The organism is Streptomyces sp. NBC_00510 (assembly GCA_036013505.1).
Lineage (GTDB): Bacteria > Actinomycetota > Actinomycetes > Streptomycetales > Streptomycetaceae > Actinacidiphila.
Window position 1 is genome coordinate 3,612,331 of sequence record CP107851.1, and the last position, 13,609, is coordinate 3,625,939.

A 13,609-nucleotide genomic window follows, 5' to 3' on the forward strand; every position below is an offset into this window, starting at 1 on the left:
GGTGGCTAGGCCTTCTCGGCCGTCTTCCCGGCCGTGCCGCTGCCGGAGTCGCCGGTGTTCTCCGGGTGGTGGCAGGCCACCTGGTGCCCGGTGGCCAGGAGGGCCAGCGGGGGCTCCGTGGTCTTGCAGACCTCGGTCGCCTTCCAGCAGCGGGTGTGGAAGCGGCAGCCGGGCGGCGGGGCGATCGGCGACGGGACGTCGCCGGTCAGCAGGATCCGCTCGCGCTTGGCGCGCCGCTTCGGGTCCGGCACCGGCACCGCGGAGAGCAGCGCGTTGGTGTACGGGTGCATCGGCTTGGTGTACAGGTCCTCGCGGTCGGCGACCTCGACGATCTTGCCGAGGTACATGACCGCGATGCGGTCCGACACGTGGCGGATGACCGACAGGTCGTGCGCGATGATCACGTAGGTCAGGCCGAGCTCGCTCTGCAAGTCGTCCAGGAGGTTGACCACCTGGGCCTGGATGGAGACGTCGAGCGCCGACACCGGCTCGTCCGCGACCACGAGCTTGGGCTTGAGCGCCAGCGCGCGGGCGATGCCGATGCGCTGCCGCTGACCGCCGGAGAACTCGTGCGGGTAGCGGTTGTAGTGCTCGGGGTTGAGGCCGACCAGCTCCAGGAGGTTCTGCACCTCCTTCTTCACCCCGTTCTCCGTCTGCACCTTCTGCAGCCGGAACGGCGCGCCGACGATGGTGCCGACGGTGTGCCGCGGGTTGAGGGAGGAGTACGGGTCCTGGAAGATCATCTGCACGTCGCGGCGGAGCGGGCGCATGCCCGAGGTGCCCAGGTGCGTGATGTCCCGGCCCTCGAACTCGATCTTCCCGCCGGTCGGTTCGAGCAGCCGGGTGATCAGCCGGCCCATGGTGGACTTGCCGCAGCCGGACTCGCCGACCACGCCGAGGGTCTCCCCGGGGTTGACGTGGAAGTCGATGCCGTCGACGGCCTTGACCGCGCCGACCTGGCGCCGCAGCAGACCCTTGGTGATCGGGAAGTGCTTGACCAGGCCGCTCACCTTGAGCAGCGCATCCGACCCGTCGGCGGTCGACTGCTGGGGGATCGTCATCTCCTGGCCTTTCACAGCTTCGGCGCAATCTCTTCGGTCCAGATGCGCTCCCGGTCCGCCGCGCCCAGGTGGCACGCGGCGTGGTGCCGGCTGCCGACCTCGCGCAGTTCCGGAACGACGGTGGTGCTGGCGCCGCCGGTGAGCTCCGCGTACGGGCAGCGCGGGTGGAAGGCGCAGCCGGACGGAATGTTGATGAGGCTCGGCGGCGAGCCCTTGACCGGGTTGAGCCGTTCGGTGCGCTCACGGTCCAGGCGGGGCATCGAGCCCAGCAGGCCCCAGGTGTAGGGGTGTTGCGGCTCGTAGAAGACCTTGTCGGCCGGTCCGCGCTCCACGCAGCGTCCGCCGTACATCACCAGGATGTCGTCCGCGAGCTCGGCGACGACGCCGAGGTCGTGGGTGATGATGATGACCGCGGAGCCGAACTCCTTCTGCAGGTCCCGGATGAGGTCCAGGATCTGCGCCTGCACGGTCACGTCGAGCGCGGTGGTCGGCTCGTCCGCGATGAGCAGGTCGGGGTTGTTGGACAGCGCCATGGCGATCATCGCGCGCTGCCGCATGCCGCCGGAGAACTGGTGCGGGTAGTCGTCGACCCGCTTGTCGGGCTGCGGGATGCCGACGCGGTCGAGCATCTCGATCGCGCGCTTGCGGGCCACGGCCTTGGACACGTCGTGGTGCACCCGGTACGCCTCGACGATCTGCGCGCCGACGGTGAAGTAGGGGTGCATCGCGGACAGCGGGTCCTGGAAGATCATCGCGGCGTCCTTGCCGCGCAGCCGCCGGACCTCGTCCGGGTCGGCCGAGAGCAGCTCCTTGCCGTCGAGCCAGATCTCGCCGGACATCCGCGCCTTGCTGCGGCCGTACTGGCCGGCCCGGTGCAGACCCATGATCGCCAGGGACGTCACCGACTTGCCGGAGCCGGACTCGCCGACGATGCCGAGGGTCTTGCCCTTCTCCAGCTGGAAGGAGAGGCCGTCGACGGACTTCACCAGACCGTCGTCGGTCGGGAAGTGCACCTTGAGGTCGCGGACCTCCAGGAACGCCGTGGGCTGCCCCGCCTTCCCGGCCACCGGCTCGTTCGGCGCGGCATCCGCCCCGGTGCCGGACTTCTGGATGGGGAGGTCGGTCATGACAGCCTCACGCGCGGGTCGACGACGGCGTACAGCAGGTCTACGAGGAGGTTGGCCACCACCACGGCGACGGCCGCGATCAGCGTGACGCCGAGGATCAGCGGGAAGTCCTTGTCCGAGATCGCCTTCACCGCCGCCTGGCCGATGCCGGGCAGGCTGAACGTCGTCTCGGTGAGGATCGCGCCGCCGACGAGGGCGCCGAGGTCCATGCCGAGGATGGTGAGCACCGGGGTCATCGTCGAGCGCATGGCGTGCTTGCCGATGACGACCGGCTCGCGCAGGCCCTTGGCACGCGCGGTGCGGATGTAGTCCTCGCCCATGATCTCGAGCATGGTGGCCCGGGTCATCCGGGCGTACATGGCGGCGTAGAGGAAGGCGAGCGTGACCCAGGGCAGGAGCATGCCGCCGAACCAGCCGGATGGTGAATCACCGAACGGCACGTACTGGCCGTCGATCCATCCGAGCCCGTAGACGACCACCGCGAGGGCGATCATGCCGGTGAAGTAGATGGGGAGCGAGACGCCGGCGAGCGCCACCGTCATCAGGGAGCGGTCCAGTACGGAGCCGCGCTTGAGGGCGGAGACGACACCGGTGCCGACGCCGACGATCACCCAGATGACGCAGGCGCCGGCGGCCAGCTGCAGGGTCACCGGGAGACGGTCCGTCAGGACCGGCCAGATCGCCTGCTCGTTGCGGAAGGAGTAGCCGAAGCAAGGGGCGGGGCAGTGCGTGACGTCCGCGCCGTTGGCGTAGTCACGCCCGGCGAACAGCCCCCACAGGAACTTGCCGAACTGCACGAGGATGGGATCGTCGAGGCCCATCTTCTTCCGAATGCCCTCGAGGGAGGCCGGATCCGCCTGCTTCCCGATGAAGTAGGTGGCGGGGTCGACTCCGACCCATTTGGGGATCAGGAAGAAGATCCCGAAGGTCACCAACGTGATGACCAGCAACATGACGACGACAGCGAACAGTCGCCGGATGATGTATGCAAGCACTGTGCTCGGCCCGGCGGCGGCCCGGGGGTTACCCGGGCCGCCGCACGCGGCCATCACCTGCCCTTCGTGCCTAGCGGGTGTGGCACTCGATCGATTCGAGGGTTGTTACTGCACGCCCAGCGAGGCGTAGTCGTAGCGGCCGTTGTACGCGTCGGCCGTGTAGACGTTGGTCAGGCGGGAGCTGCGCCAGATGATGTTCTTCTCGAAGGTGAAGGGCAGGTAGTACGCGCCCTCGGAGACCTTCTGGTTGATCTGCTTGTACAGCTCGGCCGCGGCGTTCGCGTCGGTCTGCTGCAGCGCCTGGTCGAACAGGCCGTCGATCGACTTGTCCTTGATCTCGGCGAAGTTGTTGTTGCCGCTCTCCAGGATGAACCGGCTGTCGACCAGCGGCTGGAGGAAGCCCTGGCCCGACGGGAAGTCGGCGCCCCAGCCCATGATGATGATGCCGTAGTTCTTGGACTTGACCGTCTTCGGGGCACCGATGATGCCGGAGGTCTGCGCACCGTCGAACTCGTCGAGCTCGGTGGTGATGCCGACCTTCTTCAGCGACTCCTGCAGCGACTCGGCCGTGGCGATCTCGATCGGCTTGTTGTTGCGGACCGCGATCGTGGTCTTGAAGCCGTTGGGCTGGCCGCAGGCCTTGAGCTCCTTCTTGGCCTCTTCGACGTTGCCCGAGGTGTCCTTCAGGACGTTGTACGGGTCGTAGTTGCCGTCGGCGCCCTTGATGCCCAGCGGGAGCATGTTCGGGGCGATGGCGCCGCCGGCCTGCGGGCCGCCACGGGCGGTCTGCAGCGACTTGTGGTCGGCGGCGAGGATGACCGCCTTGCGGCAGTGGATGTTGTCCATCGGCTTGACCGTGGTCGGGAAGACCGCGTAACGGATGAAGCCGGTGTCCGGGTTGTCGGCGTTGCCCTTGTTCTTGCCGAGCACCTCGGCGCGCGCGGCCTGGCCGACGCCGGTGGCGTTGAGGTCCAGGTCGTAGTCGCCGTTGATCAGGCGCTTGTCCATGTCGTCGGCGTTGGTGGTCAGGGTGACCGTGATCTTGTCCGGCAGCGCCTTGCGGAGGTCGTCGGTGGACGCGCTCCAGTTGGTGTTGCGGACCAGGACCATCGACTTGTTCGGCGTGTACGACTCGAACTTGTACGGGCCGCTGGAGAACGGCTTGAGGCCGTACTTCGCGCCGGTGTCCTTGGCCGCGGGGACCGGGGAGCCGGACGGCATCGCGAGCATCTGCTCGAAGTCGCTGTTCGGCGTCGCCAGGTGGAAGGTGATGGTCTTGTCGTCCGGCGTCTCGATGGCCTTCAGACCGAGCTTGTCGGGCGAGGTGTCCTTGTACGGGCCCTTGTACTCACCCTTGGGGTCGAGCACCTGCTGCAGGTAGATCGGGCCGCCGGAGATGACGTCCTGCGCCCAGATGCGCTCGATGCCGTACTTGATGTCCTTGGAGGTCAGCGGGGAGCCGTCCTCCCACTTCAAGCCGTCCTTCAGGGTGTACGTGTAGGTCTTGCCGCCGTCGCTGACCTTCGCGAGGCCGCTGGCGAGGTCCGGCTTCAGCGTGGTGCTGCCGAGACCCGGCTCCGGGGTGAAGGAGACCAGCTGACGGGTGTAGTACCGGGCGAAGTCCCACATGAAGCCGTAGTAGCCACGCTGCGGGTCCCAGGAGTCGGCGTCCTGCGTCCCGATGAACTTGAGCGTGCCGCCCTTCTTGTCGGACGCGTTCGCCACCTTGTTGACGGCGGCGTTGAATCCGGGGGCCTTGGCGTTGCCGTCGGACTTGCCGCCACCGCCGCCTCCGCCGCAAGCGGCGGTGGACAGCAGTGCGGCGACCACGACGGCCGTCCCTGCGGCCAGCCTGCGCCTCGATGAGCGTGGGGATGTCACTTTTTCGTAACCTCCGTGATTCGCGGTCCGCGACTTTCGGCGGACCTGCGGTCCTTCTCGGTGAGAAGCCACCTGACGGGAATGGCAGGGGCGGTGTGCGAGGGCTAGCGGGAGCCCTTCGGGTCCAGCGCATCCCGTACGCCGTCACCGAAGAGGTTGAAGGCGAGCACGGTGATGAAGATCGCCAGGCCCGGGATCAGCATGAAGATCGGGTCCGTCTCGTAGAAGGACAGCGCCTTGAACAGCATCTGTCCCCACGACGAGGTGGGCGGCTTCACGCCGACCCCGAGGAAGCTCAGGGCGGCCTCGGTGAGGATGTTCGTCGGGATCATCAGCGTCGCGTAGACGGTGATCGGGGCGACGAGGTTGGGCAGCAGTTCCCGGAAGAGGATGTAGCCGCGGCCGGCGCCGAGGCTGCGGGCCGCGTCGACGTACTCGCGTTCCCTCAGGCTCAGGGTCTGGCCGCGGACGATGCGCCCGACGTACGGCCAGCCGAAGAACCCGATGACGACGACCAGGACGCCCATGCGAACGCCGGTGCCGCTGAAGCCCAGCAGCGAGTTCGGCATGACCGAGACCAGGGACATGATGAAGAGCAGCTGGGGGAAGGCCAGGAGGACGTCCATCACGCGGCCGATGGCGGCGTCGACCCAGCCGCCGAAGTAACCGGCCATGATGCCGAAGAAGGTGCCGAGGACCACCGCGACGATCGCCGACAGGAAGGCCACCAGCAGGGAGATCCGCGTCCCGTAGACGATGCGGCTGAAGACGTCGCGGCCGTTGACCGGCTCCACACCGAAGAGGTAATCCCCGCTGATGCCGCCCCACTTGCCGGTGGGGGTGCCGAAGAGCGGGTCGATCTTGTTCTCGTGGAAGTCGTTCGGCGGATGACCGAGGGCGCTGACGATGAGGGGGGCGAAGATCGCGACCAGGATGAGGAAGACGACGATCACGCCGCCTGCCAGCGCCACTTTGTCGCGCTTGAGGCGCATCCATGCGATACGCCCGGGCGAACGCCCCTCGATGGCCTTCGCGGGTATGTCGGCGGCGACGTCGGCGACGGCCGTCTCGGCGGTGTCGTGCAGCGGTGCTGTCATGTCTCCTCGTGCATCCCCCTGCCGGCGGTGGCCGGCTTCGCCTGGCCGTCCGCCCGGGTCGACGGAGCGGACCGACCATGTCGGGCGGAGCTCTTGATGGTGGTGCGGTGGCGCTGGGCTGTGTGTTTGGCTTGTGATGAATCGTTAAGGCGACGTGTGAGCCGCCTTGGTGCGCGAGTCTTCATGGGGCGTGGATCACGCGCCAGACCCCACAGGGAAGCGATGCGCAACCGTGATGTGGTGAGCCTTCGTCCGTTATTACCGCAGTGTTACGCGCGTTGACAGATCGCCGCGATGCGATGGGAGTCGCTACCTTCGATGCCATGAATGATCGGCTTCGCTCGGTGTGCGACCTGATGGTCCCCGTGGTCAGGGAGATGGCGGGACTCCACGAGTACGACGGCCAGGTGCAGGACCTGTCACCCGACGGCGTCCGCCGCGGACTGTCCTCGCTCGCCCACGCCCGGCTCCGCGAACCGGCCCTTCCCGACCCCCACGACGAGCGGCACCTGTCGGTCTTCGAGGACACCCTCAAGGTCCAGTACGGCGAGCTGGAACTGCATCGGCGTGACCCATATCCGCATTTGTCCAACCTCGAACTCACCGCGTACGACCGCGAGTACGCGCCCCGCGAGGAGCTGGCCGAGGCCCGCAGCCGCCACCTCCGGCAGTGGCCGGACGCCGTCGACGCGGCCATCGCGTCGCTCGACCGGGTGAGCGCCCCGGTCGCCGGGGCACTCCTCGGGGCGGTCCGCGGCCTGGCCGCCGGCCTCGACCCGGACCGGGAGCCGGAGGCCGGTCCGGCGCTCGCCGCGCACGCCCGGCTGGTCGACCACATCGCCCGTGCCGCGGAGACCGGCGACCCCGACCCGCGGCTCGGCGGGGAGGCACTGGCGCTCCTGATGGGCAGTCAGGAAGGCCTGCGGGTCGACCTCTCGGCGCTCGCCGACGAGGCCGAGCGCGAGCGGGACCGGCTCACCGGGCTCCTCACGGAGTCCTGCGGACGGCTGGACCCCAAGGCCACCGTGGACGAGCTCATCCCCCGGCTGCTCGCCGACCATCCGGACGCGGACGGGGTCATCCCCGAGGCCGCCCGGCTCACGGACGAGGTCATCGAGTTCACCCGGCAGCGGGGGCTCGTGCCCTGGCTCGACGGCGACTGCCTCGTCGGGCCGGCACCGCCGTCGCGCCGCTGGTCCATGGCGATGATGACCTGGGCCGCCCCGGAGGAGGCCGATTCCGCCTCCTGGTACCACGTCACCCCGCCGGAGCCGGACTGGCCGGAGGAGGAACGCGAGGAGTGGCTCTCGGTCTTCAGCCGTACGAGCCTGCCGGCGATCACCGTCCACGAGGTGGCGCCCGGCCATTTCGCCCACGGCAGGGCATTGCGGCACGCACCCACGCAGGTGCGGCGGGTCCTGCACTCGCTGTCCTTCTGCGAGGGCTGGGCGCACTACGTCGAGGAGGTCTGCCTCGAGGAGGGCTTCCGGGCCCGCGACCCCCGCTTCGCGATCGGCGTCGCCCTGGAGGCGCTCGTGCGCGTCACCCGGCTCGCGTGCGCGATCGGGCTGCACACGGGGGCGATGACGCTGGAGGAGGCCACGCAGCGCTTCATGCGGGACGCCCACCTCGCCCGGGCCGGCGCGGCCTCCGAGGCACGGCGCGGCACCTTCGACGCGGCGTACGGCCGTTACACCTGGGGCAAGTTGGAGATCATGCGGCTGCGCGAGCGGGCTCGGCGCGCCTGGGGGCCCGAGTTCTCGCTGCAGCGGTTCCACGGGGCGCTGCTGGAGCTGGGGAGCCCGCCGCTGGGGCTCATCGACGCGGTCCTCTGAGGGGCGGCCCCCGCGGGGCCGGCGTCGTCGGTGTGGTGCGTGGGCGGGTGCGGGTGCGTTGCGCCTGCGGCGGGCCGTCTCCCGCCCGCCCGTCCGTTGCCTGAACGCGGGGGCGGGCGGCAGGCCGCCGACGCACCGCCACCACCCACAGGGGCCACCCGCACCCGCCGACGGCGCCGCACGGGTGGGCGGACGGGAAGAGCCCGCCGCAGGCGCAACGGCGCGCAAGCCGCCGACGAACAGGCACAGCGACCCCCGGAAACCGCCGGAGGCCTCAGTAGGGCTGGGGGGCCCAGCCGTACGTCGTGCCGGGGACACCCGGCGCACCCGGTGCGCCATGGGCGTCGCGGGAGTAGAAGGGCTGCGCGGAGGCCCGCATCCACATGCCCACCGGGTCGTACTCGTCCGTGAGCGCGACCGTGGCGACCGGCAGCCCCTGCGGCACCGCCCCGAGGGCGGACTGCATCATCAGGCGCACCGTTTCGGCGGCCTGGGGCCCGGCGTCGTAGAGGTCGACGCCGATCGCGAGGTACGGCTCGCCCAGCGCGGGCTGGACCCATGCGCGCCGCAGCGAGCGGACGGCCTGGGTGCGATGGGCCTGCTGGGACAACAGGGCGTAGTACTGGGGGATCTGGAGCGCGGGCTCGCCGATCCGCAGCGGTCCGGCCGGGGAGCGGTCGAGCCCGAGGCAGACGCGCCGCAGGTCGAGCCAGGGGATGCCGACGCCGCCGCCGGGGGCGTGCGGGTTGAGCCACAGGCCCCAGCGGTCGGGGAAGAGCGAGGCCGCGATCTCGCGACCGGAGACCACCTCGTGGGCCCGGTTCCAGCCGCAGGCGGAGAACTCCTGCGGTGAGGTCACGCAGGGTGCGTAGCCGTGGCCGGCGACCTCCATGTTGCCGTACTGCGCGTCCGACCCGCCGGGGGTGCCCTGCCAGAGCAGCATCCACACCTGGCTGTCGGCGAGGGTCCGCAGCACTTCCTCGTAGGCGTCGTACCTACCGGGCGTCACCTGCCGGAGCGCATGCTCCAGCCCCCCGCCCCCTCCCACGCCGGCGCTCACGTGTCCCGCCCTTCCGCGTCTGCCTCGTCCGCGTCGTCTGCTTCGCCGAATGCCTCGGGTGTCGTGTCGGACCCAGGTTATGCGCCCGTGCCGACATAGAAGGGTCGCACGCGCTCCAGCATCCAGTCGCCGATGGGGTCCTGTGCGACGTCCAGCAGCACCAGGTTGACCTGCCAGGGCAGCGGTACGGCGCCGAGCGCGCGCCCGAGGGCGGCCATGGCGGCGGCCCGGTCCTCCTCCTGCCAGCGGTCGAGCTCGACGCCGACGAAGAGCGTGGCGGGATCGCCCTCGACGCTGGCCAGCGCGCGGCGGGCGGAGAGCACGACGGGGAGCACGGCGAACTCGCCCGCGGCGGCGGCCAGGAAGTCGACCGGCTCCTCGTCCGGCGAGGGTTCCCACAGCCGGACCCGGGCCCCGGTCGGGGTGCCGGGCTCGCGGTCGGTGCGGCACAGCTCCATCACGGCGGCGGGCGGCAGCGGGATGCCCACCGCGCCACCGGGGTTCACGGCGATCCCGAGCTGCGGGGGCAGCCCGCGGGCGAACTCGCGGGCGGGGGCGACGGCGAAGCTCATGCCGGAACCGGCGGCGAGGAACTGCTGTTCGGAGCTGAAGACCGGGACGTAGACGCCGCCTTCGAGTTCGAGGGTCGGCAGGTCGAGGTCGGTGCTGTCGGGGCCGCCGCCGTTCGGCAGCGGGATCCACAACTGCGAGCGCCCGAGCACCTCCAGGACGCGGGCCGTGGCACCCGGGTCGCCGAGCGCCGCGGAGAGCACTTCCTCGAGTTCGTTGGCGGGCCAGCCGCCGCCACCGTGGCCCGCCGGGGCGAAGCCGTCCGGTATCCGCTGCCCCGGGATGTTCACTGCGTCTCGCCTCGCAATTTCCTGTGGTGGTGCGCTCCGTGGAAACCCTATCCGGCGGCGGGCGCGCGCGACCCCCGCATCCCGCGGCCGTCACACGATGCGATCGTCCGGTTGCGAAGCGTCACGACGGCTCCGAAGGTAGGACGAGCAAGGAGAAAACCCTCAACCGGGAGATATCTCGACATGCGCATCACCAGGATCAACTCCACCCTCATAGCGGCGGCTGTCTGCGCCTCGCTGACGATGGGCCTCACCGGCGGTGTCGCGAGTGCCCACGCCCCCACCCGGAGCACGGCCGTCGAGGTCGAGCACCTCGCCGCCCGCGCGGCGGAGACGGGCGACGCCGAACTCATCGCCAAGCTGGGTGACACGCTGTCCATCGGCGCCAAGCTCACGCAGGAAGCCCAGGTCGAAGCCCCTGACTCGGCGAAACTGGAGGAACTCCGCAGGGGTCTGGAAGAGGCGAGCCAGCAGCTGGCCTCGGTCCTCGACCAGGCTGGTGCGGTATCTCCCGGTGTCACCGACCCGTCGGCGTTCGATCCGGGCGCGCCACAACCGGGCCTGGAGCCGGTCGATCCCGGCCAGCCGGGTGACCTGAGCGCCGTCGACCAGATCGGCGGGCCGGGCGACCAGGGCGCCGCGGACGCCGTCACCGACGTCAAGAACGCGCTCACCAAGCTGGTCCAGGACGTCACGGACCTGCTGGCCAAGGTGCTGGCCAAGGACCTCGCGGGTGTGACGGCCGGTGTCGCCACCGTCGTCGCCGACCTGCAGGCCCTGCTGCTGGCGGTGCCGAAGCTGCTCACCGGCGCACTGCCGCTGCCGATTACGCTGCCGATCCCCCTCGACGACCAGGGGGAGCAGCTGTCGCCCGACGCGCAGTTCGCGCCGCAGGGCGTGGCGGAACCGCAGGTTCCGTAGCGGTGCCGTCCCTCACGCGTCGCGGCCCGGCCGCTCAGCCGTCGAAGTCGATGGCCTCGAGCTCCCGGGCCGCTTCGCGGTCCAGCAGGACCACCGAGGCGCACACCGCGGGCAGCCGGCCGGCCTCCGCCTCCGCCAGCAGGCGGCGGGAGGCGTTGCGGTGCCGGACCATGGCGTACGTCGACACCCCCCGGCCGCGTTCGCGCTGGCCGTCCAGCGCGGTCCGCAAGGGGACGTCCAGCAGCACCAGGTGCATGCCCCGCCCGCGACGCCGGGCCTGACGGGCGACCCACGCGCGCACCCAGCGCAGGGTGCCGCAGTCGTGCAGGACGACGCTGTCGCCCGAGCGCAGCGCCCGCCACAGCCCCGCGTAGTGCGCGATCCGCACCAGGGGGCGGTAGAGGGCGTACGGCAGCAGCCGCGGCAGCCGGGCCTGCCAGCGTTCCCGTACGTCCTGCGAGTCGATCAGGCGGGCACCGCCCGTCGCGCGCCGCATGAGGGTGCTCTTCCCGCCGCCCGGGAGGCCGGAGACGATCAATACGTCGCCCGCCGGGTAGCGCAGGGTGCGCACGGGCCGGCGCCCCCGCCGCAGGTCGAGGAGCCGGCGCGGCCGCACGGCCCGGCCCCCGCGGCGCGCTTCCCCGGCCCGCGCCGGTACCGGCCGGGACACGGCCGGGCCTCCGGCCGTCGCATACGCACTCTGCCACCGCACAGCTCGCCTCCGGGTCCGACGTTCAAGAAATGGTAAATCCTGTGTCTTTGCCTACCCAGAGAAACGGCGGGGTTACTACCGGATCGGAACCGGACCGGGACATCCGGGACGCGATCGCGACAACGGCAGGAGCCCGTGCAATGATGGCGGCCTCAATCTCATACCGGCCGTTCGAGGCCGCGCGGGAGAGTTTCCGCACCGCTACGGCGGGGTGGGGCGCCGAAGGAGCAAGTCCTCCCTTGAATCTCTCAGGCACAGATACCGCGCGTCCGAGGCACATCTGAAAAGCGGACGAGTCCGCCCCGGCCGACGGGGCGCCGTCCCACCCAAGGTGCAAACCGGGACTCCTCCGCTCGGAGGGTCCAGGTGAACCTCTCAGGTTCCGATGACAGATGGGGAGGGCCTGCCCGTCATGGCCCTATCCGTCGTTTCCTTGCCTTGGGAGCCCGCCCGATGAGTGAACCCCGCCGTACCGCACTGGACGCGCTGCACCGCGCCCTCGGCGCCACCATGACCGACTTCGCGGGCTGGGACATGCCGCTGCGGTACGCCAGCGAGCGCGACGAGCACACCGCCGTGCGGACCCGGGCCGGTCTCTTCGACCTGTCCCACATGGGCGAGATCACGGTCACCGGTCCGGCCGCGGGCGAGGCCCTGGACCACGCGCTGGTCGGCCACATCTCGGCGCTGGCCGTGGGCCGTGCCCGCTACACGATGATCTGTGCGCCGGACGGCGGCATCCTCGACGACCTGATCGTCTACCGCCTCGGCGACCAGGAGTACATGGTCGTCGCCAACGCCTCCAACGCCCAGGTCGTCCTGGATGCGGTCACCGAGCGCGCGGCGGGCTTCGACGCCGCCGTCCGCGACGACCGGGACGCGTACGCGCTGATCGCCGTCCAGGGTCCGGAGTCCCCCGGCATCCTGAAGTCGGTCACCGACGCCGACCTGGACGGGCTGAAGTACTACGCGGGCCTGCCCGGCACCGTCGCCGGCGTCTCCGCGCTGATCGCACGCACGGGCTACACCGGCGAGGACGGTTTCGAGCTGTTCGTCGCCCCGGCCGACGCGGAGAAGCTGTGGCAGGCGCTGACCGAGGCGGGCGCGGACGCCGGCCTGGTGCCGTGCGGCCTGTCCTGCCGCGACACGCTGCGCCTGGAGGCGGGCATGCCGCTGTACGGGCACGAGCTGACCACCGCGCTCACCCCCTTCGACGCCGGGCTCGGCCGGGTCGTGAAGTTCGACAAGCCGGGTGACTTCGTGGGCCGGCAGGCCCTGACCGCGGCCGCCGCGAAGGCCGAGGCCGCGCCGCCGCGCAAGCTGGTCGGCCTGGTCGCGCAGGGCCGCCGGGTCCCCCGCGCGGGCTATCCGGTGGTGGCGGGCGGCGAGGTGGTCGGCGAGGTCACCTCCGGCGCCCCGTCCCCGACCCTGGGCAAGCCGATCGCCATGGCCTACGTGGACGCCGCGCACGCCGCCCCGGGCGCCTCCGGCGTGGGCGTGGACATCCGCGGTACGCATGAGCCGTACGAGGTGGTCGCCCTGCCGTTCTACAAGCGGCAGCGCTGAGGCACCGGTCACATCCGGCACAGCCGTCCCACCTGTCAAGACAGCCGTTCACCAGCACATACCGTCATCCAGGAGAATTCACGCCATGAGCAACCCTCAGCAGCTGCGGTACAGCAAGGAGCACGAGTGGGTCTCGGCCGCCGACGCGGACGGTGTGTCCTCGGTGGGCATCACCGAGCACGCGGCGAACGCCCTCGGCGATGTCGTCTACGTCCAGCTCCCGGCGGTCGGCGACACGGTCGCCGCGGGCGAGACCTGCGGTGAGCTGGAGTCGACCAAGTCGGTCAGCGACCTGTACGCCCCGGTCTCCGGCGAGGTCACCGAGGTCAACGAGGACGTCGTCAACGACCCCTCGCTGGTGAACTCGGCGGCCTTCGAGGGCGGCTGGCTGTTCAAGGTGAAGATCTCCGAGGAGCCGGCCGACCTGCTCTCCGCGGACGAGTACTCCGCCTTCACCGGCAACTGACCGCTCGGGACCTCCCGACCGCTCCGCC

At 70.6% G+C, this 13,609-nt stretch carries 12 protein-coding genes and 1 riboswitch; of the genes, 4 read left to right on the plus strand and 8 right to left on the minus strand.

Annotation, left to right across the window (positions count from 1 at the left end; genetic code table 11):
* Window positions 1-5: 5 nt before the first annotated feature.
* The 5 genes from OG937_15845 to OG937_15865 form a co-directional block, all read right to left on the minus strand.
* Window positions 6-1,061 carry a dipeptide ABC transporter ATP-binding protein gene (locus OG937_15845; GenBank protein WUD73062.1) on the minus strand — a complete coding sequence of 352 codons (1,056 nt, stop codon included), beginning with the start codon at window positions 1,059-1,061 and terminating at the stop codon, window positions 6-8.
* Window positions 1,062-1,072: 11 nt separating this feature from the next.
* Window positions 1,073-2,188 carry an ABC transporter ATP-binding protein gene (locus tag OG937_15850; GenBank protein WUD73063.1) on the minus strand — a complete coding sequence of 372 codons (1,116 nt, stop codon included), beginning with the start codon at window positions 2,186-2,188 and terminating at the stop codon, window positions 1,073-1,075.
* Complete coding sequence (locus tag OG937_15855) at window positions 2,185-3,183, minus strand: ABC transporter permease (GenBank protein WUD73064.1); 999 nt, start codon at window positions 3,181-3,183, stop codon at window positions 2,185-2,187. Before OG937_15855 ends, OG937_15850 begins: the two co-directional genes overlap by 4 nt.
* A 105-nt stretch (window positions 3,184-3,288) precedes the next feature.
* On the minus strand, window positions 3,289-5,013 hold the full coding sequence (locus tag OG937_15860; protein WUD73065.1) for an ABC transporter substrate-binding protein: 1,725 nt from the start codon (window positions 5,011-5,013) through the stop codon (window positions 3,289-3,291).
* Between the two features lie 155 nt (window positions 5,014-5,168).
* Window positions 5,169-6,161 (minus strand): ABC transporter permease, encoded by a 993-nt coding sequence (locus OG937_15865; protein WUD73066.1) that lies wholly within the window; start codon window positions 6,159-6,161, stop codon window positions 5,169-5,171.
* A 323-nt stretch (window positions 6,162-6,484) separates the two neighbouring features.
* Here OG937_15865 and OG937_15870 point away from each other — a divergent pair, with 323 nt between their 5' ends.
* Window positions 6,485-7,996, plus strand: coding sequence for a DUF885 domain-containing protein (locus tag OG937_15870; protein WUD73067.1), 1,512 nt, complete (start codon window positions 6,485-6,487; stop codon window positions 7,994-7,996).
* Window positions 7,997-8,270: 274 nt separating this feature from the next.
* On the opposite strand, the gene OG937_15875 is transcribed toward OG937_15870, so the two are convergent.
* Together OG937_15875 and OG937_15880 are read right to left on the minus strand one after the other, a co-directional pair.
* Window positions 8,271-9,056: an enhanced serine sensitivity protein SseB C-terminal domain-containing protein gene (locus OG937_15875; GenBank protein WUD73068.1), complete on the minus strand. Its 786-nt coding sequence runs from the start codon at window positions 9,054-9,056 to the stop codon at window positions 8,271-8,273.
* Window positions 9,057-9,133: 77 nt separating this feature from the next.
* Entirely contained in the window at window positions 9,134-9,910 is a 777-nt protein-coding gene (locus OG937_15880; GenBank protein ID WUD78755.1) for an enhanced serine sensitivity protein SseB, read from the minus strand.
* 189 nt (window positions 9,911-10,099) lie between these two features.
* On the opposite strand from OG937_15880, the gene OG937_15885 reads away from it, so the two are divergent.
* The gene (locus tag OG937_15885; protein WUD73069.1) at window positions 10,100-10,837 is read left to right on the plus strand and encodes a hypothetical protein; all 738 of its coding nucleotides are present in this window, start codon (window positions 10,100-10,102) and stop codon (window positions 10,835-10,837) included.
* 34 nt (window positions 10,838-10,871) lie between these two features.
* Here OG937_15885 and OG937_15890 read toward each other — a convergent pair whose 3' ends face one another.
* Window positions 10,872-11,453, minus strand: coding sequence for an AAA family ATPase (locus OG937_15890; protein ID WUD78756.1), 582 nt, complete (start codon window positions 11,451-11,453; stop codon window positions 10,872-10,874).
* Between the two features lie 268 nt (window positions 11,454-11,721).
* Window positions 11,722-11,823: riboswitch (glycine riboswitch) on the plus strand.
* Between the two features lie 179 nt (window positions 11,824-12,002).
* Between OG937_15890 and gcvT the strand changes: the two genes are divergently transcribed.
* Window positions 12,003-13,115 carry a glycine cleavage system aminomethyltransferase GcvT gene (gcvT, locus tag OG937_15895; protein ID WUD73070.1) on the plus strand — a complete coding sequence of 371 codons (1,113 nt, stop codon included), beginning with the start codon at window positions 12,003-12,005 and terminating at the stop codon, window positions 13,113-13,115.
* 85 nt (window positions 13,116-13,200) lie between these two features.
* On the plus strand, window positions 13,201-13,581 hold the full coding sequence (gcvH, locus tag OG937_15900; GenBank protein WUD73071.1) for a glycine cleavage system protein GcvH: 381 nt from the start codon (window positions 13,201-13,203) through the stop codon (window positions 13,579-13,581).
* Window positions 13,582-13,609 lie beyond the last annotated feature (28 nt).